General features: G+C 51.1%; 22 protein-coding genes. 4 read left to right on the top strand and 18 right to left on the bottom strand.

Annotated elements, in window-relative coordinates:
- Positions 1–121: 121 nt before the first annotated feature.
- A complete protein-coding gene (locus AB8516_RS02500; protein ID WP_369157745.1) occupies positions 122–673 on the bottom strand; it encodes a hypoxanthine-guanine phosphoribosyltransferase in 552 nt (183 codons plus the stop codon).
- A 72-nt stretch (positions 674–745) separates the two neighbouring features.
- Complete coding sequence (nagZ, locus tag AB8516_RS02495; RefSeq protein ID WP_369157742.1) at positions 746–1,795, bottom strand: beta-N-acetylhexosaminidase; 1,050 nt, start codon at positions 1,793–1,795, stop codon at positions 746–748.
- Positions 1,796–2,024: 229 nt separating this feature from the next.
- Here nagZ and AB8516_RS02490 point away from each other — a divergent pair, with 229 nt between their 5' ends.
- Positions 2,025–2,441, top strand: a complete 417-nt coding sequence (locus AB8516_RS02490; protein WP_369157740.1) for a flagellar basal body-associated FliL family protein — start codon at positions 2,025–2,027, stop codon at positions 2,439–2,441.
- 18 nt (positions 2,442–2,459) lie between these two features.
- Here AB8516_RS02490 and AB8516_RS02485 read toward each other — a convergent pair whose 3' ends face one another.
- Genes AB8516_RS02485 through cysM form a run of 7 tightly spaced genes read right to left on the bottom strand, consistent with a single transcriptional unit; the run spans position 2,460 to position 8,909 of the window.
- Entirely contained in the window at positions 2,460–3,254 is a 795-nt protein-coding gene (locus AB8516_RS02485; protein WP_369157738.1) for an ABC transporter permease, read from the bottom strand.
- Positions 3,251–4,180: a nickel ABC transporter permease gene (gene nikB, locus AB8516_RS02480; protein WP_369157736.1), complete on the bottom strand. Its 930-nt coding sequence runs from the start codon at positions 4,178–4,180 to the stop codon at positions 3,251–3,253. Before nikB ends, AB8516_RS02485 begins: the two co-directional genes overlap by 4 nt.
- The gene (locus AB8516_RS02475) at positions 4,180–4,665 is read right to left on the bottom strand and encodes a L,D-transpeptidase family protein (protein ID WP_369157734.1); all 486 of its coding nucleotides are present in this window, start codon (positions 4,663–4,665) and stop codon (positions 4,180–4,182) included. Before AB8516_RS02475 ends, nikB begins: the two co-directional genes overlap by 1 nt.
- On the bottom strand, positions 4,640–6,166 hold the full coding sequence (locus AB8516_RS02470; protein ID WP_369157732.1) for an ABC transporter substrate-binding protein: 1,527 nt from the start codon (positions 6,164–6,166) through the stop codon (positions 4,640–4,642). The genes AB8516_RS02475 and AB8516_RS02470 overlap by 26 nt, the downstream gene beginning before the upstream one ends.
- An 11-nt stretch (positions 6,167–6,177) precedes the next feature.
- The gene (locus AB8516_RS02465) at positions 6,178–6,645 is read right to left on the bottom strand and encodes a CYTH domain-containing protein (RefSeq protein ID WP_369157729.1); all 468 of its coding nucleotides are present in this window, start codon (positions 6,643–6,645) and stop codon (positions 6,178–6,180) included.
- 34 nt (positions 6,646–6,679) lie between these two features.
- A complete protein-coding gene (rlmD, locus tag AB8516_RS02460; protein ID WP_369157726.1) occupies positions 6,680–8,014 on the bottom strand; it encodes a 23S rRNA (uracil(1939)-C(5))-methyltransferase RlmD in 1,335 nt (444 codons plus the stop codon).
- A gap of 1 nt (position 8,015) precedes the next feature.
- Positions 8,016–8,909 carry a cysteine synthase CysM gene (cysM, locus tag AB8516_RS02455; RefSeq protein ID WP_108289970.1) on the bottom strand — a complete coding sequence of 298 codons (894 nt, stop codon included), beginning with the start codon at positions 8,907–8,909 and terminating at the stop codon, positions 8,016–8,018.
- Between the two features lie 165 nt (positions 8,910–9,074).
- Between cysM and AB8516_RS02450 the strand changes: the two genes are divergently transcribed.
- The 3 genes from AB8516_RS02450 (at position 9,075) to AB8516_RS02440 (ending at position 11,777) form a co-directional block, all read left to right on the top strand.
- On the top strand, positions 9,075–9,503 hold the full coding sequence (locus tag AB8516_RS02450) for a CBS domain-containing protein (RefSeq protein WP_369157723.1): 429 nt from the start codon (positions 9,075–9,077) through the stop codon (positions 9,501–9,503).
- 67 nt (positions 9,504–9,570) lie between these two features.
- On the top strand, positions 9,571–10,365 hold the full coding sequence (locus AB8516_RS02445; RefSeq protein WP_108289968.1) for a methyltransferase: 795 nt from the start codon (positions 9,571–9,573) through the stop codon (positions 10,363–10,365).
- Between the two features lie 428 nt (positions 10,366–10,793).
- Complete coding sequence (locus tag AB8516_RS02440) at positions 10,794–11,777, top strand: TIGR00341 family protein (protein ID WP_369157721.1); 984 nt, start codon at positions 10,794–10,796, stop codon at positions 11,775–11,777.
- Between the two features lie 80 nt (positions 11,778–11,857).
- Here the strand turns inward: AB8516_RS02440 and pdxJ are convergent, their stop codons facing one another.
- The 9 genes from pdxJ to AB8516_RS02395 form a co-directional block, all read right to left on the bottom strand.
- Positions 11,858–12,592 carry a pyridoxine 5'-phosphate synthase gene (gene pdxJ, locus AB8516_RS02435; protein WP_369157719.1) on the bottom strand — a complete coding sequence of 245 codons (735 nt, stop codon included), beginning with the start codon at positions 12,590–12,592 and terminating at the stop codon, positions 11,858–11,860.
- A 233-nt stretch (positions 12,593–12,825) separates the two neighbouring features.
- Positions 12,826–13,524 (bottom strand): DNA repair protein RecO, encoded by a 699-nt coding sequence (gene recO, locus AB8516_RS02430; RefSeq protein ID WP_369157717.1) that lies wholly within the window; start codon positions 13,522–13,524, stop codon positions 12,826–12,828.
- A gap of 9 nt (positions 13,525–13,533) precedes the next feature.
- Positions 13,534–14,433: a GTPase Era gene (gene era, locus AB8516_RS02425; RefSeq protein WP_369157715.1), complete on the bottom strand. Its 900-nt coding sequence runs from the start codon at positions 14,431–14,433 to the stop codon at positions 13,534–13,536.
- A complete protein-coding gene (rnc, locus tag AB8516_RS02420; protein WP_369157713.1) occupies positions 14,417–15,103 on the bottom strand; it encodes a ribonuclease III in 687 nt (228 codons plus the stop codon). Before rnc ends, era begins: the two co-directional genes overlap by 17 nt.
- The gene (locus AB8516_RS02415) at positions 15,100–15,474 is read right to left on the bottom strand and encodes a DUF4845 domain-containing protein (RefSeq protein WP_369157711.1); all 375 of its coding nucleotides are present in this window, start codon (positions 15,472–15,474) and stop codon (positions 15,100–15,102) included. Before AB8516_RS02415 ends, rnc begins: the two co-directional genes overlap by 4 nt.
- A gap of 83 nt (positions 15,475–15,557) precedes the next feature.
- Positions 15,558–16,403, bottom strand: coding sequence for a signal peptidase I (gene lepB, locus AB8516_RS02410; RefSeq protein ID WP_108289961.1), 846 nt, complete (start codon positions 16,401–16,403; stop codon positions 15,558–15,560).
- A gap of 27 nt (positions 16,404–16,430) precedes the next feature.
- A complete protein-coding gene (gene lepA, locus AB8516_RS02405; RefSeq protein ID WP_369157709.1) occupies positions 16,431–18,236 on the bottom strand; it encodes a translation elongation factor 4 in 1,806 nt (601 codons plus the stop codon).
- A gap of 92 nt (positions 18,237–18,328) precedes the next feature.
- Positions 18,329–18,571 (bottom strand): glutaredoxin family protein, encoded by a 243-nt coding sequence (locus tag AB8516_RS02400; protein WP_369157707.1) that lies wholly within the window; start codon positions 18,569–18,571, stop codon positions 18,329–18,331.
- Positions 18,568–20,004 (bottom strand): DegQ family serine endoprotease, encoded by a 1,437-nt coding sequence (locus tag AB8516_RS02395; protein WP_369157705.1) that lies wholly within the window; start codon positions 20,002–20,004, stop codon positions 18,568–18,570. The genes AB8516_RS02400 and AB8516_RS02395 overlap by 4 nt, the downstream gene beginning before the upstream one ends.
- Between the last annotated feature and the right edge of the window lie 82 nt (positions 20,005–20,086).

Genomic DNA, 20,086 nt, shown 5'->3' with positions numbered 1-20,086 from the left:
CCCTTCTAGTTTGTACCACTCATTTAAAAATGGCAGTAGATGCTTAATTTTACAAGTTTTTTTAGTATGATTAACACCCGGGATTACCCTTGAGTCAGGGTATGACGCATTAGGGTAAATACTAATTCCCTGCTACTGCGTAAATACCCGGCAGGTTTCTGTGGTATCCCATATAGTCCATTCCAAAACCAAAGACATATCGGTCTTCCACCGTCATTCCGACGAAATCCGCTACGAAGCCAACCCCGCGATCATGCACCTTTTCAACCAAAACTACACTATACACCCTCCTTGCCCGCGCCTTATGGCAGGCCTCCACTATGGCCGAGAGGGTGACCCCCTCGTCCAGAATATCATCCACCACTAATACCGTCTCACCTTCCAATGAGGTACTGGGCCGGCCAATCCACTCCAAAGAGGCGCCACTGGTGCCGCCCCTGTATCGGGTGGCATGAATATAGTCATGCCGCAATGGAAAATTCAGGCGCGTCAAAAGATGTCCGGTAGGTATCAGTGCCCCGTTCAATACGCACAGCACCAACGGATCCTCACCCGACAGCTTGCCTGTTATCTCCATCGCCAAACGATCCAGTGTCTGTTCAATTTCAGCGGGTGTGAATATCTGATCGGCAGTAGCCAAAACCTCGGCCGCCTGCTGTGCAGTGATTGTCATTGTGAATTCAATTCCAAGTAGTTACCGGGTCTGTTAGCACTAAGTTCGCCCGCAAAGCACTCAATTATTCTACTATTCCAGGCGCAGATCGAGACTGATCTCTTCCGGCGCCACTGATAAGCGATTTACGGCACTCCTCCAGCGGGGTTCAAGATGGAGCTGCTGTATGGTCTGCTGTTTTCGACCATGCATTCTCACCAACCGCACATGGGCAGCGGGATCATTATAGTCCTTTAAGCAGTCCAGTACTTCGATGGCGGCCGGCCGATTGTTGCATACCAAAACCATATCGCAGCCCGCAGACAGTGCAGCTTTAGCACGATCTCCGTAACCGCCCGCCTCTTTGGCCGCCGCCATATTAAGGTCATCACTGAAGATCACACCCTGAAATCCCAATTGCTGACGCAGCACCTTGTTTAGCCAGAATGATGAAAAACCCGCCAGTTCCTTATCGATACGGCTATAAACCACATGTGCCGGCATGATCGCTTCCATGCCGGCATGGATCATGGTTTCAAAGGGACGCAAATCCTCCATTTCCAGATCTTCGAAGCGACGCTGATCAACCGGCAACGCCAGGTGGGAATCGGCTTGCACCCCACCATGACCGGGAAAATGTTTGCCCACAACCGCCATTCCCGCCTGGTGTGCCCCCTGCATCCACGCCTGAGCCAGGCGGGCAACGATAGCGGGTTGTGAAGAAAACGCCCGATCCCCGATCACCTCACTGATACCTAAACCAATATCGAGCACCGGGGCAAAACTGAAATCCACACCACAGGCACGCAGCTCGGAGGCCATCAACCAGCCACCGAGTCGCGCCAACTCCTGTCCCTGCTCGGCACTTTTCCGATACTGATCGCCATACCATGCGGCCGGAGGCAATGGGGTAAAGCCCTCTCTGAATCTTTGTACGCGTCCGCCTTCGTGATCGACCGCAATGAGGAGATGAGGATTTCTTGCGCTATGGACCTGACTGCAGAGTGTTTGCAGCTGGTCAATGGAGTCAAAGTTTCGGGTAAAGAGAATCACGCCTCCCACCGCAGGATGGTTCAACAGTCGCGTCTCATCCGCAGAGATGGCTGTCCCTTCCAGATCAAGCATTACAGGGCCCAGACTCATGCGCACACCCCAGCCGGCGGGATATGCGGCAACCCACTCAATGCAAATGAATTATTACTCTGAAAAAAGTGGTAAATCAGCATCTCCGGTGTCTGATTATTGAAACAGACGGCAAGCGACATTACAGACCTAGTTCTCCCATATCGGGACCCATATCGCTCAATAATTCAGTCAGTATGCCGCAAACATAGGTGGAGAGGAAACCAGTCTATTGTGTGTAGGTAAAAAGATGCTTTCATTCAGAATACTACTAGCATTGATGATGTTCGTTGCCCTGCCGCTGCTGGCAGAAGACGAGGATCAGAAAGAACAAGAGACCGAAGAGGCGGCACCGGTCATAAGCTACTATCAGGTCAAGCCATCCCTGGTCGCCAATCTGGCGAGTGGAGGAAAGTATATCCGCTGTGATGTACAGCTGATGACCAATGATGAGCTTTTTCTCGATGAGCTCAACCTTCACGGCCCGGCCATTCGCCATAGTTTACTGCTACTGCTGTCGGAACAGGATGGGAAGAGTATCAAATCTCCGAGTGGTAAGGAGGCGTTACGTAAAAAGGCCCTATCGACCCTCGGCAAGCTTATGCAGGAGCTGAGTGGAAAGAATGAACTGAAGGCCCTGTTCTTCACCACCTTTTTGGTTCAGTAACAGAGACATTCCTGGGCCCTAGTCAAGACGGTTATCCAGATAGTCTCGCAGACGATCGCCCAGCAGGTTGAGTGACAACACCAGCAACATAATCGTCACGCCAGGCGCAAGCACCATATGCGGCGCCATCAGCATGTAACCGGCACCATCACGGATCATACTGCCCCAGGAGGCATAGGGCGGCTGAATCCCCAGACCCAGAAAGGAGAGCCCCGCTTCAGCGATAACCATCCCGGCCATGCCGAATGTGGCCTCAACGATCAAAGGGGCAAGCAGCAACGGTAGCAGATGTCTTGTCAGAATCGTCCATTGGGAACTACCCAGTGCGACAGCTGCCGTGACATGATCCCGAGTCTTCAATGACAATACCTGGCCGCGGGCGAGGCGTGCATACCCCACCCAGCCCACCGCCGAGAGTGCTATGATCAGGTTGTCGATCCCCGGTCCCATCACACCGGCCAGGGCAATCGCCAGCAGGATGCCCGGGAAGGCAAGAAATACGTCTATCACCCTCATCAGTAGCAGATCGAGCCACCCCCCCTGATAACCTGCCAACAGACCGATCGCAGTGCCGATAATGGCAGAGAGCCCCACCACACCAACCGCCACAAGAAATGAGGTCTGTGCGCCCGCCACAAGACGCATAAGAATAGGCCGTCCGAGGTCATCGTAACCGAGCAGGCCTGATAGAGAGGGAGGCTGGAGGATCTTTTCAAGATCGATCAGGTTTGCCGGTTCATTGAACCAGGGACCGATCAGCGCGGCAATGCCCCAGAGCGCGATCAACAGATAGGGGAGCCAGCGCCGTATCATGCCTTGCCTCCACTGCGTATGCGCGGATCTATCAGGCCATACAGGATATCGGTCAGTGTGTTGACAAGCACATAGGCGAGACTGATGAACAGTACACAACCCTGCACAACCGGATAATCCCTCTTCTGAATGGATTCGATCATCAGGGAACCGATACCTGGCCAGTCGAATACCACCTCGGTGACCACGGCCCCACCCAATAACGCCCCGAGTTGCAAGCCAAGCAGGGTAATCACCGGCAACCATGCGTTTCTCATGGCATGGCGCCAGATAACCCTTGTCTCATCCAGGCCCTTGGCCCGTGCGGTCCGAACATAATCCTCCCCCAGCACCTCCAACAGGCTGCTGCGCACCATGCGTGCCAGGATGGCGGCAAATCCTGTGCCCAGCGTCACTGCAGGCAGGATCAGGCTGCTTATGCCCTCTCGGCCGCTTACCGGTGTCCAACCCAGCCACAGACTGAAGCAGAGTATGAGCAACGGGCCAAGCCAGAAATTGGGAATCGAGAGACCCAACATGGAGAAACCCATAGCGCCCCAATCACCCATGCCTCCCCGATTCACAGCGGCCAAAATCCCCAGGGGTATTGCAGTCAGCAGGGTGACGATAAGCGCCGCCAAGGCCAGTTCCAGGGTTGCGGGTATATGGCTGGCAAGCAGTTCGGACACAGGCTGCCTGGTATGCAGAGAGTCTCCCAAATCCAACACTGCGACACCTTTGAGAAAGTCAGTCAACTGGACCGTTATCGGCCGATCGAGTCCCAGGCTGCTTCGCAGCGCCTCACGATCCGCCGGTATCGCAGATTCGCCCAGCATGACATCCACAGGATCCCCCGGCACCAGGTGGATGAGCATGAAAACCAGACAGACGACGCCTATGATGACGACGAGCGCACTCAACAGGCGGGAGATTAGGAACGCCCCCACTATTCAACGATCTCCACCAGGGTGCCATTCTCGACCCGGTCGAACAGGTCCATCAGGTCCCGGTTGCGCATCCTGATACAGCCATGGGAGGCGACCATTCCCATTGGTTGGTCTTCCGGGGTACCGTGGATATAGATGAACCTGCGCAGGCTATCCACATCCCCGCCTCTGTTTATTCCCTTTTCTATGCCGGTCAGCCATAAGATACGGGTCAGGATCCAATCGCGCTCCGGTTCTGAGGCGGCCAGTTGCAGGCTGAACTGTTCGCCGGTCGGGCGTCGTGCAACAAAGACCGTGTTTTCCTCACAACCGTCTCCGATCTTCAGGCGTATCCGATGTCTTCCCCGTGGCGTACAACCACTGCCATACAACTCGCCTGGACCGTTTACCGCTGTCGAGACAGGATAGGATCTGATAATCCGGCCAGACTCACTGCAGACCAGGCGTTGTTGAGACAGTTCAATGCGCAACTGCAATCTGGGCATCGCTTGTTTCCTCGGGTTGCCGAAGCCTTACCTGTTCAAGTCCGTCATAGTTGCCATCCGTCATTAATCGATAGCCGCTGACCCTTGGATTCGAGGCTGACACCTGCGCCTCGTACCAGAGCGGCAGATAAGGCAGATCCTGGTGAAGTTGTTGTTGTATCCGATGGTAGAGATCCGCCTGGCTCTCCAGGGTATCAGCCGATTCAACCTGCCGCAGCAACCGGTCGACGGCATGGCTGGCATATCGTCCGCGATTGGCGCCCGTGGGGGGCAGAGAATCGCTGCCAAAGACATACCTGAATATATCCGGTGTGCGGATTCCGACCCAGCTCAAACTGTAGAGCTGAAAGTTCCCGCCTTTGATGTCACCGAAAAATGTGCCCCAATCGTAGCTACGCAGTTCAACTTCGATGCCGACCGCTTTGAGTTGACTCTGGATCACTGTTGCCAGCCGAATCCGATAGGGATCACTGGAGGTTTTATAGACCAGGCGCAACGGATCAGCGGTAGTGTAACCCGCATCACTCAAGAGCGTGGTAGCCTTCTCCGGATCATACTCATATGCCATCAGAGATGGTGCGCCCGCCCAATGCTCTGGGGGTAAGAGTGCTTCTGCCTGACGCGCGGCGCCGTGCATGACATGCTCGATGATTGCCTGCCGGTCAAGAGCATGGGCGATTGCCAGACGCACCCTCGGGTCACCGGTATGGGGATCCCGCAGATTGAACCCGATATAGGTAAAGTTACTGCCATGGCGTTGCGCTATTTCTATTGTGGATTGCGACTCCAGGTACCCGATCAGCTCGGGTGAGATATCATTCTGCAACATATCTATCTCCCCCCGGAGTAGCTTCAGTACCCTCACCGTCGGATTTTTTACCTCCACGAATTCGAACATCCGCTTGTCACTTCTTCTCTCCAACAACAGTTTTCCGCTCACCGGCCATGAATGGAAAGAGAAAGGACCACTGCCAACCGGTTGATGTGCGAAATCGTGATCATCGGTGATTAGATCCGCAGGCAGGATATCCAAAGTCAGGTAGGCGGGAAACAAAGGGTCTGCACGGGAGAGCTTGAAATCGATAGTCAATTCATCCACCTTGGCCAGGCTCTCGATCAGCACAAGTCCTGAGCGTTTCGGTGATGCATTGTTGGCATCCAGTACATATCGATAGGTAGCAATGACATCATCTGCATCCAATTTGCGTTGATGGGAAAATCGACCGGCTTCGGGATTCAGACGAAATCGATAGTGACGTGGAGACAATCGCCGCCAATCAGCAATATCCGGTACGGGCATGCTCTGCTCATCGAACGCCACCAGGCGTTGATAGAGGAGTCTGTTGATCCGTTCTGATGTGGCATCGGTGGCATAGCGCGGATCGAGGTTCATGGGTGACGATGCCAAGCCCATGCGTATCGAATCGTCGATATGGGAAGTGGAGCAGGCATGGATGAAAAATGGAACAAACAGCAGTAAGCTAAGCCGGCGCCACCCCACTATTCGCCCCCCTACCAGTCACAATAGGGATGTGTGACCAAACTTGCATTGTAATAGCGGCTATCCGATGAAACCTCTTCACCTGCCCATTCAGGCATTTTAAAAGCCTCTTCCTCTGAACTCAGTTCCACCTCAGCCACAATCAAGCCTCGATTGGCGCCATCAAAGACATCGAGGTCCCAGACATGGTCACCGCACTTGACCTGATAACGGATCTTTTCGATCAATGCCCCCGAAACATGGTTATTCAATATCTCTTCAGCATCCCGCAGAGGAATGGGGTATTCATACTCGTTTCTGCTGATCCCTTCACTTCTCCCTTTAATGGTCAATCGAGCCTCTTCTCCCGATACCCTCACACGCACGCTGGCATTGGGTACGCTGGCAAGATAGCCCTGTTTCATAACCGATTTCTGGATAATGCCATCATGCCATTTATCGTTTATCACCAAATATTTACGCTCTATTTCTAATGCCATATATTATTTACCTGCAAATCAATTGGCGCCAGGCTCAGCATCTCTCGAACAGTGCTATTGACTCCACATGGGCGGTATGCGGAAACATATCCATGACACCGGCACATTTCAGGTGATAACCCTGTTCATGCACCAGTATACCGGCATCCCGCGCCAGGGTTCCCGGGTAGCATGAGACATACACAATGCGTTCAGCGCCCAGTTTGGGTAAGTGCTCGAGTATCTCAACCGCCCCACTCCGGGGTGGGTCGAGCAACACCTTATTGAAACGTTGCATGAGCCAGGGTTCGTTGTCCAACGTCTCATAGAGATTAGCAGTATAGAACTCGATATTATCGATTGCGTTGCGCAGTGCGTTCTCTCTGCCCCTGACGACCAACCCGCTGTCACCTTCAACACCGGTGACCTGTCCTGCAGCGCTTGCCAATGGCAGGGTGAAGTTACCCAATCCACAAAACAGATCCAATACCCTGTCATCGGGTTGTAATTCAAGCAGCGAGATCGCCCGCTTTACCATTTGTCGATTGATATCCGTATTGACCTGGGTGAAGTCACTGGGCAGGAAATCGAGCTGGAGATCATACTCGGGCAGTGAATAGCTGAGCGTTGTAGGCTCAAAGTCCAATGGGCGGATTGATTCAGGCCCGCCTTCCTGGATATAAATTGAAATACAATGCTGGGGGGCAAATATCGCGAGCTTCATCAGGTCTTCGTCGGAAGGTGGCGACAGCATGCGAAAGATCAGAATGCACTCCTCATCGCCCATGGCCATCTCGATCTGGGGGATTTGATCATGTATCGATAACTGATCAATCAATGCACTAAGCTGCGGTATCAGTTGACCTACCCTGGGATGCAAAATATGGCATTGATCGATATCGGCAACGAAGGATGAACCCCGCTCGCGAAAGCCTACCAAGGTACCGCCTTTCTTCGGCACATAGCGCACACCCAAGCGGGCCTTGCGACGATAACCCCAGACTGACTCACAAACCAGGGGACTCATTACCTCCTCAGGCACGACTTTACCGATATGCTTCAAGGCATCCAGCATTGCCTGCTGCTTGCTGGCAACCTGTGCTTCCGACTGTTGATGCTGGAGGCTACAGCCACCGCAAATGCCGAATTGACTGCAGCGGGGCTCTGTTCGCTGTGGCGAGGGCTCGATGACCTCAACCACCCTGCCCTCGTCATATTTACGTCGACGTCCGGTATAGACAAAGCGTACCCGCTCACCCGATAGCGATCCATAGACGAATGTCGCCTTGCCGTCGATATGGGCCACGCCTTTCCCATCTTGGGTCAGGGATTCGATCTCGGCTTCGACCGGCTCCACAGGGAGCGGTTGGCGTCTGCGTCTGCGCCCCATTTCAGCTTGCTGGAAAGACGTCGGTGGAGAGGTAGCGATCACCCCGGTCACAGATTATGGAGACAATCACCGCATTCTCCACCACCGAGGCCAGTTTCAGCGCAGCGGCAACGGCTCCACCGGAGGAGATACCGGCGAAGATCCCCTCTTTGGCCGCCAATTGACGTGTCGTCTCTTCAGCATCCGTTTGAGAAACATCGATTATCCGATCAACCCTCGAGGCATCGTAGATTTTTGGCAAATAGGCCTCAGGCCAGCGGCGAATCCCCGGTATATTCGAACCTTCCATGGGCTGAACACCGACGATTTCAATCTGAGGGTTCTGCTGTTTGAGATAGACAGAGGTACCCATAATGGTACCTGTAGTACCCATGGCACTCACAAAATGGGTCACTTCACCGTTTGTATCCCGCCAGATCTCAGGTCCGGTACCTTCAATATGGGCTTGGGGATTATCCTGATTGGAAAACTGATCAAGAATCAATCCGCGACCTGAAGCCTCCAGTTCTCTTGCCTTGTCGATAGCGGCCTCCATACTGCCCTCTTTAGGGGTCAATAGCAGTTCAGCCCCGAATGCTTTCATCACAGCACGCCGTTCCAGGCTCATATGTTCAGGCATCACCAAAATCAATCGATAACCCTTGATTGCTGCCGCCATTGCCAGTGCGATCCCTGTATTTCCACTTGTAGCTTCGATCAGGGTGTCACCGGGCTTGATCTCTCCACGAGCCTCGGCATGGCTGATCATACTGACGGCAGCCCTGTCTTTCACCGAGCCGGCGGGATTGTTCCCCTCCAGTTTCACAAGCAGAGTATTACTGTCATCACCGGGCAGACGCTGAAGTCTGACCAGCGGTGTATTACCAACGAATTGTTCAATTGTTTTGTATTTCATGGCCTTGATTTTACCCCGATTTACCCACTGAACGCAGTACTGATTTCCCTCTTTCGGGGCTTCATGATCTATTATTATGGGAAATCCAAGTCAGTTTGGGGTTTGTAGACAACCTCATACACTATGCACGAGCACTAACGAGAAAAATCCACAGGAGGCATCGGTATGTTAACAGTCAATCAGCTCTTACAACGCAAGGGTTACAATATCGAGACCATCGATCCCAATGCCTCGGTGTTCGAAGCCTTGCAATCGATGGCCGATAAAGAGATCGGTTCTCTGGTCGTTATGAAGGACAAAAAGATAGTCGGACTCTTTTCCGAGCGCGATTATGCCCGCAACATCATACTGAAGGGACGTACATCGAAAGAGACCCGGGTAAAAGAGATAATGAGTAGCCAGGTTCTGGTGGTCAACCCTGAACAAACCACAGAGGAGTGTATGGCGATCATGACGGAAAAACGCATTCGTCATCTCCCAGTAATGAAAGATAATGAGCTTGTCGGCATCATCTCCATCGGCGACCTGGTAAAAGCGATCATTGAAGAACAGCAATTCGTGATCGAACAATTGGTCAGTTACATCAGCAGCTAGCCATCCGGCACTACGTTAACTCTCACTGCCCTCGCAGGGTCCACACACATCTGTACAGTAAAAAACCATGCTCAAGATAGAGCAATACACCATGAACATGGAGCATCTGCTGACTCTACCAGGAGAACAGGTTAATCATCGAACGGCAGATTTAGAGGGTTTGGATATACGCCAGAATGGTGACTTACGATGGATCCGGTTTCCTGACGGTACCATCCAATCAGTCATGCTGTTAAAGGAACCGGCCCTTCCTGTACTCACCTATATTCAGGCACTGCTTTGTTCACTCCTGTTTATGCCGCGACCAAGCAATCTGCTCAACCTAGGGCTGGGTTCCGGTTCGATTGAAAGGTTCATTCTGTCGCAATTTTCCGATATTGAGTTGGTATCAGTCGAAATCGACGCCAGAATAATTGAAATATCCAAACAATATTTCCATATCCCATCAAGCCATACAGTTTTTCAGTTGCCGGCAGAAAAATATCTCGAGATAAATCAGGGTGGTTTCGACATTCTGGTATCCGATATATGTACCAGACAGGGAACCGCCAATTCACAGCTCTCCACTGAATTTGTCATGCATGCAGCTCGCGCATTGAATACAGGTGGGGTGTTTGCAGTCAATATTCTGCCCAGATCGGAATCCGAGATCATTGAGGTTCTGATCACTCTACGCAGTGCATTCCCCTGGATCTTACTATACGATGTGGCCGATATGGACAACATTGTACTGTTTTGTACTGTCACGCCATCACCCTCACTTGTCTCACTGATGCAGCGGGCCAAGACAATGTACCAGTCTACAGGACTGAACCTATCGCCTATTTGCAGACAAATGATGGCGCTACCGGCCAAAAAGTAGTGCACATACAATCTGGCACTTGAAGTTAGGACGACTAAGCATGAAATCCATGCGATTTCCGCAGTATTCATTACACGATATGATAGAAAGACCCCCACTCTTCATCAGACTGGCCGGGTATCAGCAGCGCCACAAAAAGGCTACACATGAATGCGAAATTGTATTTATCCCCCGAAATTGTTGGCTATGTGTCTAAACAATTCTATTCAGACAACTTTGAATGATCCTCAGACGAGTCGGATTAATCGGAAATAGCATGAATGCCATATGAAATAGTTATAAGATTGGCGTTAAATATGCGGTGATTTACGTTTATTTGCAGTTACATCATATTTTTCTCTTATGATTGATTGGACAGATTACTTACCCAATTCAGACAATCTGATAAACGCCCGCAAGCCTCGTTTTCATATGAGTAGAAACAAGAAATGAAGCTGATAGAAGTCATTGCCAACGCCAGCAGCCACCCCACTATTTCCATTATCGCCGAGAAGTACAAGGCCAGGGATTTCAGGCTGGGGCAGGAGGGAGAGGATGGCAGGCAACCTATGCGCATGCTGGTCACTGACGAAAATGTGCAACCGACTCTCGATGCGTTGCAGAATATACTCGGTGCTCAATCGACCGCCCGCATCATCGTCTTTCCTGTCGATGCCACCCTGCCACGTGCAAGGACCGAGCAGGAAAGAGAAGAGGATTCCGCCAGTTCGACACGGGAAGCAATGTATGCAGCCGTGGATAAGAACGCGCGTCTGGACAGCAATTTTATCTTCCTGGTCATCTTATCGACCATCGTAGCGGCGATCGGGCTGGTGAAGGACAATGTCGCAGTCATCATCGGAGCCATGGTTATCGCTCCCCTGCTGGGTCCCAATCTTGCCTTCGGTCTCGGCACTGCATTGGGTGATGTTCATCTGATGAAGAACTCTCTCAAATCCCTGCTTACAGGTATCGTTATTGCTATCGGCCTCTCCTATATCATCGGGTTACTATGGCCTTTCGGTTTAGATAGTCCTGAACTGCTGGCACGGACAGATGTCGGCATGGATTCTCTAGCCCTTGCTCTTGCCTCTGGAGCGGCTGCCGCACTCTCACTCACCACGGGTCTGCCAAGTGTATTGGTCGGTGTCATGGTTGCGGTTGCCCTGCTGCCACCTGCCGCTGCGGTAGGCCTGACACTGGGTCACTGGCGGGTGGATTTGGCGATGGGTGCGGCACTACTGCTTGCAGCAAATATCGTTTGCGTCAACCTTGCGGCCAAGCTTGTGTTTCTGGTAAAAGGCATCCAGCCACGCACCTGGGCCGAGAAAACCAAGGCAAAACGGGCAATGAGGATCTATATTGCGGTTTGGATTGCCACCTTGGTACTGGTAGTCCTGGCAATCGTCATGCGCACGCAGCTGGTCGGCTGATGAAAGCTAATTACTGTATATTTATGGCCAATGATTGACCGTGTCAGGCAGTAACCATATTGCACCAGTGCCTGTTTGCACTAAATCATATTGCTACAGAGTGCCTTCATCTCTCTTACTGCCTGGTCAAGACCACGGAATAGCGCACGACAGATTATGGCGTGTCCGATATTCAACTCGGTGATCCCTGCTACGGCGACAATGGCTTTAACATTATGGTAATCCAGTCCATGCCCCGCATTGACCTGTAATCCAAGGCTGTTTCCATATTCTACTGCATTGATTATACGTTCTAGTTCGGAACGCTTAATTCTGTCTGATACCGCATCTGCATAGTGACCGGTATGTATTTCAACTACAGGCGCACCACTTTCCTTAGCGGCCTCCAACTGCTTGGAATCTGCATCGATAAAGAGTGACACACGGATTCCGGCATCATTAAGCTCAGCACAGAAATCAGTCATGTAGTCCAAATTACCTGCCACGTCCAGACCACCCTCGGTGGTCAACTCCTCTCGTTTTTCCGGCACCAAACAACAGTCGTGGGGGCTAAAGCGTTTCGCAATGGCAGCCATTTCCGATGTTGCAGCCATCTCAAGATTCATTCGCGTTTGCAACAGGTCGCTTAAGATTTCAACATCTCTATCCTGGATGTGTCTGCGATCCTCCCTCAAATGCAGGGTAATAGCATCTGCGCCTGCCTGTTCTGCAACCAGGGCGGCCTGTACCGGTTCGGGATATCGGGTTCCGCGCGCCTGACGCAAGGTAGCCACGTGGTCAATGTTGACACCAAGTAAAATCTCTTTTCCGTCCATCTATGTAGCGCCTTCAAAAAAATGGATAGTTTGAAAAAATCAAAACGTAAAATAAGTCTGGCCGCAAAATCAAAGCCAGTCGCACGATAATTTTTTACACATCAATCATATTTAAATATTGATAATGTATACGATTCACAATCTGCGATTATTTGCGGTGATCGGCGTTATTTCACGGCCTGCGGTATTCATAGTATCATTCACCTTGGTTGGAAATAAGCGCCTTTCATTACTTATTTTAGGGATTGGAAGAGTTCCCTGCTTTTAAGAGGCTTGTCACCAAGATAATAGCTGATGACCCGACGCATGAGTTGTTTCGCTTCCACTCTGCCCCGCTCATCCAGTCTCTCTCCACGGTGCAGACTGATTAGTGTCTGGCCATGAATGCCACTGCCCGTGCCACTACCTGTTGCGACAACAGGGCCATGCTCGATGTGATATTCATATAGCTGCCCTTGCGAAATCGGCTCATTGGTATCCGCGGTGCGATCCAACAATAACCCATATCCCAACTCTCTTACCAGGGAGACTTCGAAGTCCCTTAAACACTGGTTGGCGGATTCCCCAAAGGCAAGTCTGGCAAGTGTTTGCTGATAATGGACATAGAGGGATGGGTAGGGGTCTCCTCGCTGTAGTAGACGCATCAACAGCTCATTCAGATAGATTCCACAATAGATCATCTCTTGTTTCAGACGATAGGGATGACCATCCGGTTCTACCTGTGTAAGGTTTTTAACCTCACCTCTGCCGCTCAAAGTAACACCTAGGGGGGAAAAGGGTTGTAACAACAGGGCACGGGAGGAATGACCGGATTTCGCACCACGGGCTATCGCTGGCATCCGTCCCTGATTGGCAAGAAAAAGCTCCAACAGGAGGCTGGTATTACGATAGTCTCTTCGGTGTATTACAAATGCCGGACTTAATTCATTCATTAGGGCTTGTTAAGTTTCGCCGTAGCCCAACCGGATCAATGCCGCCTCATCACTGGACCAGCTTTTTTTCACTTTAACCCAAAGCTCCAAGTGTACCTTGCAATCAAAGAACTGCTGCATGGCTTTTCTCGCCTGTGTAGCCACTTCCTTCAGGGCCTGTCCGTCCTTACCGATCAGGATCCCCTTCTGTCCCGCTTTCTCAACCCAAATGACTGCATGGATACGATAAAGCCCTGACAACTCCTCAAAACGTTCTATTTCAACAGATACTGCATAGGGCAACTCCTTGGCATACCTTCTGGTAATCTGTTCCCGAATCATCTCGGCGGCAAAGAATTTTTCAGGCCGGTCGGTCAACTGGTCGTCCGGATAGAAATTCTCAGCCTCCGGCAATGTCCGGAGCACCAGTTCCTGAAGCGTATCCAGATTCCTTCCGTTTTTTGCCGATACCGGTATGATCTCAATGAAGTGATGGCGAGAAGAGAGCTCGGAAAGATAGGGCAATAGCCTCTCTTTCTGTTTAATTCGATCGACCTTGTTGACAGCAAGTATAGTGGGTGTTTCGACTTGCTTGATCAGAGTCAACACCTTTTCATCCTCACTGTTCCAACTCAACGCATCAACCACGAATATCAGCAGATCCACATCTGCCAGTGCTGTTTTAGCGGTGCGGTTGAGATAGCGGTTCATGGCATTGTCGCTACGCTGATGAATTCCCGGTGTATCCACATAGATCACCTGGCCTCCGGCAAGCGTGTTGATACCAAGAATTGTATGGCGCGTAGTTTGCGCCTTGTGTGAAGTAATGGCCAACCTGAAACCCAGCAGGCGGTTCAGAAGTGTCGATTTACCAACATTCGGACGTCCGACGATCGCCGCATATCCGCAATGGTTATTTGACTTGGTCATCTTTTAAAAGCGTCAGCATTTTCGATGCAGCATCCTGTTCAGCCTTTCTTCTGCTTGAGCCTTCTCCTGTAGCCTTCTTTCCCAAACCTATAACAGCGCAGTTTACGGTGAAGCGCTGGTTGTGGGGATCACCTTTGATATCCACAATCTCATAACTGGGCAAATCGATCTTATTCGCCTGCAGATACTCCTGTAACCCTGTCTTGGGATCTTTCTGCTGATTCTCCAGGTTCATTCTACCCAGTCGAGGCAGAAAAATTGCCTGAATCACATGACGACACGCCTCATAACCCCCATCCAGATAGATCGATGCAAAGATCGCCTCCAATCCATCCGCCAGAATTGAGTCTCTGCTTTGACCGCCACTGCGTAACTCACCCTGTCCCAAGTGGAGGTAGTCACCGAGATTGAAGTCGCGGGCCACTTCGGCCAGGGTATCGCGCTTGACCAGGCTCGAACGTAAACGGCTCAACTGGCCTTCGGTCGCTTCTCGAAAATGCTTGAACAGTTCATCGGCGATGACAAATCCTAAAATGGCGTCACCGAGATATTCCAGGCGTTCATTGTTTTTACCACCAACGCTGCGATGTGTCAGCGCCTGTTCCATCAACTGCGGATCTGTAAAGCGGTAGCCGAGTTCTCGGCAAAGCTTATCGACATCAGTTTTCAATTGGCTGTTAGCTCTGCAGTTTCTTCAAAGGTCATTAGCAAAGAGATGTTATATACAATAGGTCGACGTTCCTCATAAGCAATACTGATTATTGTGTTCTTACCACTGCGTTTTATATTGATGTGATCCCGATTGACATGTCGGATATTATTTACATCCAACCTCTTGGCAATCATATTACGAATCTCCCTCTTCGACTTGCGAGCTGTTAACGGATCGTTCTCCACTGAACTGAGAGCAGCTTTGACTGCATAGTGATCGATATAGACAGGAGTGATCTTGATACCGACATAAACCAAAAAACCCGCTACGATCAGGATCACCAACCAGCTGATAAACGTGAGTCCTTTTTGCTTTTGTAGTGATTGCATATGAGATACCTCGATATTTCATGAAGAAACAGCACAAATAGCTGATAGCAGACTATTCAGCAAGTGAATTTTGTTTAAAACGACTATTCAATACCCTTTCCGATGCGTTCCCATGCTATTGGCGGGAATGAATCGATTTCGGAATCCCAATTCATCCAAATACCGAAGGCCTTACCGACAAGATTCTCATCGGGAACCAGCCCCCAACAACGGCTATCGTTACTGTTGTCCCGATTGTCGCCCATCACAAAATATTGTCCTTGTGGAATGGTGATCGGTCCCTGGCTCAAAACCCTGCATCCGGTGGGCAGATCAGGTGCAAGCGGATTGATCAGAACCGAATGTTCAGTCCCATCAAGATCTTCCATGGCCATTATGGCACCGGTCATGCGTACTCCACTGCCGGTACCTGTATACCGACCCACAGGAGTTTGCGGCATCGCCTCTCCATTCACATACAGGGTCTTGCTTCGGTAATAGACCGTGTCCCCCGGTATTGCGATGACACGCTTGATGTAATCCACCCAAGGCTGTTTTGGATAACGGAAGACGACGGGGTCACCCCGCTGTGGATCACCCAGTTCTATTATTTTCTTATTCAAGACGGGCAAGCGTATTCCGTAGCTGAACTTGTTCACCAGAATAAAATCCCCAACCAGCAGCGTTGGCATCATCGACCCGGAAGGAATACGAAATGGTTCCACCAGAAAGGAACGGAGTATCAATACGGCGAATATTACAGGAAAGAAAGAACGTGAGTACTCAACGATCAGAGGCTCTTTTCCTGCGGCCGAAACCTCATCCGTATCTACACTTTGATCAGTTGCCAGCTGACGTCGTTTCGGTGCCAGAAAGATGCTGTCCAACAACCAGATGCCGCCTGTCAGGGCACTGGCGACAACAAGAAATGTAGGAAAATCAAAATTCATTGTTTTTTGGTATCCTCTCCTGGAGAGCTAATTATCCTTACCCACTTGCAGCACGGCAAGAAAGGCATCCTGTGGGATCTCTACCTTACCAACCTGTTTCATACGCTTTTTCCCCGCTTTCTGCTTCTCAAGCAGCTTGCGCTTGCGTGTGATATCGCCCCCGTAACATTTGGCCGTTACATTCTTACGTAAAGCCTTAACCGTCGTTCGGGCAATGATTTTATTGCCGATCGCCGCTTGGATGGCAACTTCAAACATCTGTCGCGGAATGATCTCCTTCATTTTCGTTGTCAGTTCACGACCACGGCTTTGAGACTGATCTTTGTGAACGATCAAAGAGAGGGCATCCACCCGGTCACCGTTGATCAACACATCCAGCTTCACCAGTGGGGCCACTTGAAAATGGGTGAACTCATATTCAAACGATGCATACCCACGACTCACCGACTTGAGCCGATCGAAGAAATCGAGCACCACTTCGTTCATCGGCAGTTCGTAGCTCAACTGTACCTGCCCGGCCAGGTACTGCATGTTTTTCTGTACACCACGCTTTTCAATGCAAAGCGTGATCACGTTACCCAGGTAGTCCTGGGGCACAAGGATCGTTGCATTGATCACAGGTTCGCGGACTTCTTCGATCTTGCTTGGGTCGGGTAATGCAGCCGGATTCTCGATATGAATCAGTTCACCACTGTTTTTCAACACCTCATACACCACGGAGGGCGCGGTGGTGATCAGATCGAGATCGTACTCGCGTTCCAGGCGCTCCTGGACGATCTCCATGTGCAGCATGCCCAGGAAACCGCAACGAAAACCAAATCCCAGGGCTTGTGAGGTCTCCGGCTCATAGTGCAGCGCAGCATCATTGAGGCGCAGTTTCTGTAGTGCATCCCGCAGGGCCTCATAGTCATCTGAGTTGACCGGATAGAGGCCGGAGAAGACCCGTGGGCGCATCTCTTCGAATCCGGGCAGAGGTACAGATGCCTGGCGATTCTCAAGCGTGATGGTGTCACCCACGGGAGCACCGTCTATCTCCTTGATGCCTGCAATGACAAAACCCACCTCTCCGGTCCCCAGTTGTGATTTATCGAGTTGTTTAGGGGTGAAAACACCCACCTTCTCCACCTGGAAAACCCGCCCTGTGGACATTATCCGCATCTTGTCCTTTGGCCTGATTACTCCATTCATGACGCGTATCAGCGAAATCACTCCCACATAGGAATCAAACCAGGAATCGATGATAAGCGCCTGCAAAGGCGCATCTGCATCCCCGGAAGGGGGAGGAATGGTTGCCACCAGCTGCTCCAGCAGTTCATCGATACCAAGACCTGTTTTGGCACTGACCCGAATTGCATTCCCGGCATCAAGCCCGATAATCTCTTCGATCTCATTGATGACCCGTTCGGGATCCGCCGACGGCAGATCAATTTTATTCAGCACAGGCATCACTTCGAGTCCCTGCTCGATAGCGGTATAACAGTTGGCTACACTCTGTGCTTCGACACCCTGTGCAGCGTCGACTACCAGCAACGCACCTTCACAGGCCGAGAGAGAACGGGACACTTCATAGGAAAAATCCACATGGCCGGGGGTATCGATAAAGTTGAGTTGATATGTCTCGCCGTTTTCAGCCTGATAATCGAGCGTTACACTCTGTGCCTTGATCGTAATGCCCCGCTCGCGTTCCAGATCCATGGAGTCACACACCTGATCCGCCATTTCACGATCAGTCAATCCTCCACAATTCTGGATAAATCGATCCGCAATTGTCGATTTTCCATGATCGATGTGCGCAATGATTGAAAAATTACGGATATGTTGCAAATCTGCCATAGAGCCCTGAAGATCTCGTCGAAAAACAGAAACGCCCCGTCTCGGGGCGTTTCAATCGTTGTTTGATGCCGCAAACCTGCAATGATACCAAATCAAGCGCCCTGCAAATAGCGTAGAAGCGTCACCTGGTCGAGAAAATACTCACTCAGACACCTTCCCTGGTGATCTTCCAGTAGCGGTATCCGAGTCTGGTACTTCTCCCGGATGGCGGGATTGCGGTCTATATCGACCTCGATAAGCTCAAAGCCCCACTCCGCTTGCAGCCGTTCAAGCTCCATCAGCATGTCATCGCAAAGATGGCAACCCTCTCTGTAATAGAAATGCAGAGCGGTCACTCTTCAGGAACGCGCAATGCGAGAAAAATTGGTCCCGTATTGCGATGAACCAGTAGGGGCACTGTTTTGTCTGCCGCTAACTCCTTGACCAATCGATTAAAATGTTCTACTCCCTCAATCTCTTGCTGATTGATCATAATGATAATGTCACCTTGCTGGATACCGGCTTCCCGCGCGGCCTGCCCCGTTACCGAGTCCACCACTACACCGCGCTGACTGGGTAGGCGCAACTGTTTTTGCAATTGCGGACTGACCGATGAGACCATCAGACCGAGTCGGTTCTCCGAGACTTTCGGTGCCTGACTACCGGCCAGCGCCATTTCATCTTCCGCCGGCAGCTCTCCGATATTGACATTGATCTCTTTGATTTTGCCGTTGCGCAAAATTCTCAGCAGCGCAGGCTTATCCACATTACTGCTGCCCACCAGTGGCGGTAACTCAGAAGAGGTGGCAATCTTGGCGCCGTTAAACTCCAAAATGACATCTCCTACCTGCAATCCCGCCTCTTCGGAAGGGCTGTCCGGCAGTACGCGTGCGATCAGTGCACCACGAGGATGCTCCATGCCAAAGCTGTCGGCAAGATCATTGGTTACATCCTGAATCAATACACCAAGCCAGCCACGGGTGACGCGCCCCCGGGTCTTCAGCTGTTCGGCAACATCGATCGCCATTTCAATGGGTATGGCGAATGAGAGTCCCATAAAACCGCCCGAACGGCTGTAGATTTGAGAATTGATGCCAACGACCTTGCCATCAAGATTAAACAGCGGACCCCCGGAATTACCGGGATTGATAGCCACATCGGTCTGGATGAAAGGGACATAATTCTCGCTTGGTAGATTACGGCCTTTGGCACTCACGATACCCGCGGTAACTGAATGATCGAAACCAAACGGCGATCCGATCGCCAACACCCATTCGCCCACTCTAAGCCGTTTGGAGTCCCCTATTTCCACCACAGGAAGATCCTCGGCATCGATTTTTATCAGGGCGATATCGCTGCGCTCATCCTTTCCAACCACCTCGGCCACGAACTCTCTGCGGTCATTCATACGTACCAGAATCTGATCCGCCTCATCGACAACATGGTTGTTGGTCAGGATGTACCCATCCGCGGAAATAATGAATCCGGAGCCGAGCGAGCGCTTTTCAGGTCCCTCGTCCGGCATTGGGAATCCATGATTTCCAAAGAACTTTTTCATCAGTTCCCCAAGTGGACTGCCCTCAGGGAAGTCTTCCAACTCAGGAATATTGAAACGCTGCAGGTTTTGACTCAGAGACTTCTGTTTGGTGCTGATATTCACCACTGAAGGGGCGTTTTCTTCTGCTAAATCCGCAAAATTCGGCAGCTCCCTGGCATTTAGCGGAACAGTAAAGATTAATCCCAGTATGACTACTGTAAAAATGTATGCGGGGATTTTAATTAGTCTCATGTTACAGCTCCTGGAGGAAACTTGAAGATAGCGCAAGGAATATGTCATGGAAATAAGGTTTCGGTCAGCGGCGGGTAGGCAT

The sequence above is a fragment of the Candidatus Thiodiazotropha sp. LNASS1 genome (genome assembly GCF_964212655.1).
GTDB lineage: Bacteria > Pseudomonadota > Gammaproteobacteria > Chromatiales > Chromatiaceae > Thiodiazotropha.
Note: the sequence above shows the minus strand (reverse complement) of the source record. Positions and strands in the feature narration are given on the sequence as shown.

Excerpts from the sequence above, each read along its gene's own strand:
- AB8516_RS02500 (WP_369157745.1), bottom strand. The coding sequence starts at position 673 with ATGACAATCACTGCACAGCAGGCGGCCGAGGTTTTGGCTACTGCCGAT.
- nagZ (WP_369157742.1), bottom strand. The coding sequence starts at position 1,795 with ATGAGTCTGGGCCCTGTAATGCTTGATCTGGAAGGGACAGCCATCTCT.
- AB8516_RS02490 (WP_369157740.1), top strand. The coding sequence starts at position 2,025 with ATGCTTTCATTCAGAATACTACTAGCATTGATGATGTTCGTTGCCCTG.
- AB8516_RS02485 (WP_369157738.1), bottom strand. The coding sequence starts at position 3,254 with ATGATACGGCGCTGGCTCCCCTATCTGTTGATCGCGCTCTGGGGCATT.
- AB8516_RS02475 (WP_369157734.1), bottom strand. The coding sequence starts at position 4,665 with ATGCCCAGATTGCAGTTGCGCATTGAACTGTCTCAACAACGCCTGGTC.
- AB8516_RS02465 (WP_369157729.1), bottom strand. The coding sequence starts at position 6,645 with ATGGCATTAGAAATAGAGCGTAAATATTTGGTGATAAACGATAAATGG.
- rlmD (WP_369157726.1), bottom strand. The coding sequence starts at position 8,014 with ATGGGGCGCAGACGCAGACGCCAACCGCTCCCTGTGGAGCCGGTCGAA.
- cysM (WP_108289970.1), bottom strand. The coding sequence starts at position 8,909 with ATGAAATACAAAACAATTGAACAATTCGTTGGTAATACACCGCTGGTC.
- AB8516_RS02450 (WP_369157723.1), top strand. The coding sequence starts at position 9,075 with ATGTTAACAGTCAATCAGCTCTTACAACGCAAGGGTTACAATATCGAG.
- AB8516_RS02445 (WP_108289968.1), top strand. The coding sequence starts at position 9,571 with ATGCTCAAGATAGAGCAATACACCATGAACATGGAGCATCTGCTGACT.
- AB8516_RS02440 (WP_369157721.1), top strand. The coding sequence starts at position 10,794 with ATGAAGCTGATAGAAGTCATTGCCAACGCCAGCAGCCACCCCACTATT.
- pdxJ (WP_369157719.1), bottom strand. The coding sequence starts at position 12,592 with ATGGACGGAAAAGAGATTTTACTTGGTGTCAACATTGACCACGTGGCT.
- recO (WP_369157717.1), bottom strand. The coding sequence starts at position 13,524 with ATGAATGAATTAAGTCCGGCATTTGTAATACACCGAAGAGACTATCGT.
- era (WP_369157715.1), bottom strand. The coding sequence starts at position 14,433 with ATGACCAAGTCAAATAACCATTGCGGATATGCGGCGATCGTCGGACGT.
- AB8516_RS02415 (WP_369157711.1), bottom strand. The coding sequence starts at position 15,474 with ATGCAATCACTACAAAAGCAAAAAGGACTCACGTTTATCAGCTGGTTG.
- lepB (WP_108289961.1), bottom strand. The coding sequence starts at position 16,403 with ATGAATTTTGATTTTCCTACATTTCTTGTTGTCGCCAGTGCCCTGACA.
- lepA (WP_369157709.1), bottom strand. The coding sequence starts at position 18,236 with ATGGCAGATTTGCAACATATCCGTAATTTTTCAATCATTGCGCACATC.
- AB8516_RS02395 (WP_369157705.1), bottom strand. The coding sequence starts at position 20,004 with ATGAGACTAATTAAAATCCCCGCATACATTTTTACAGTAGTCATACTG.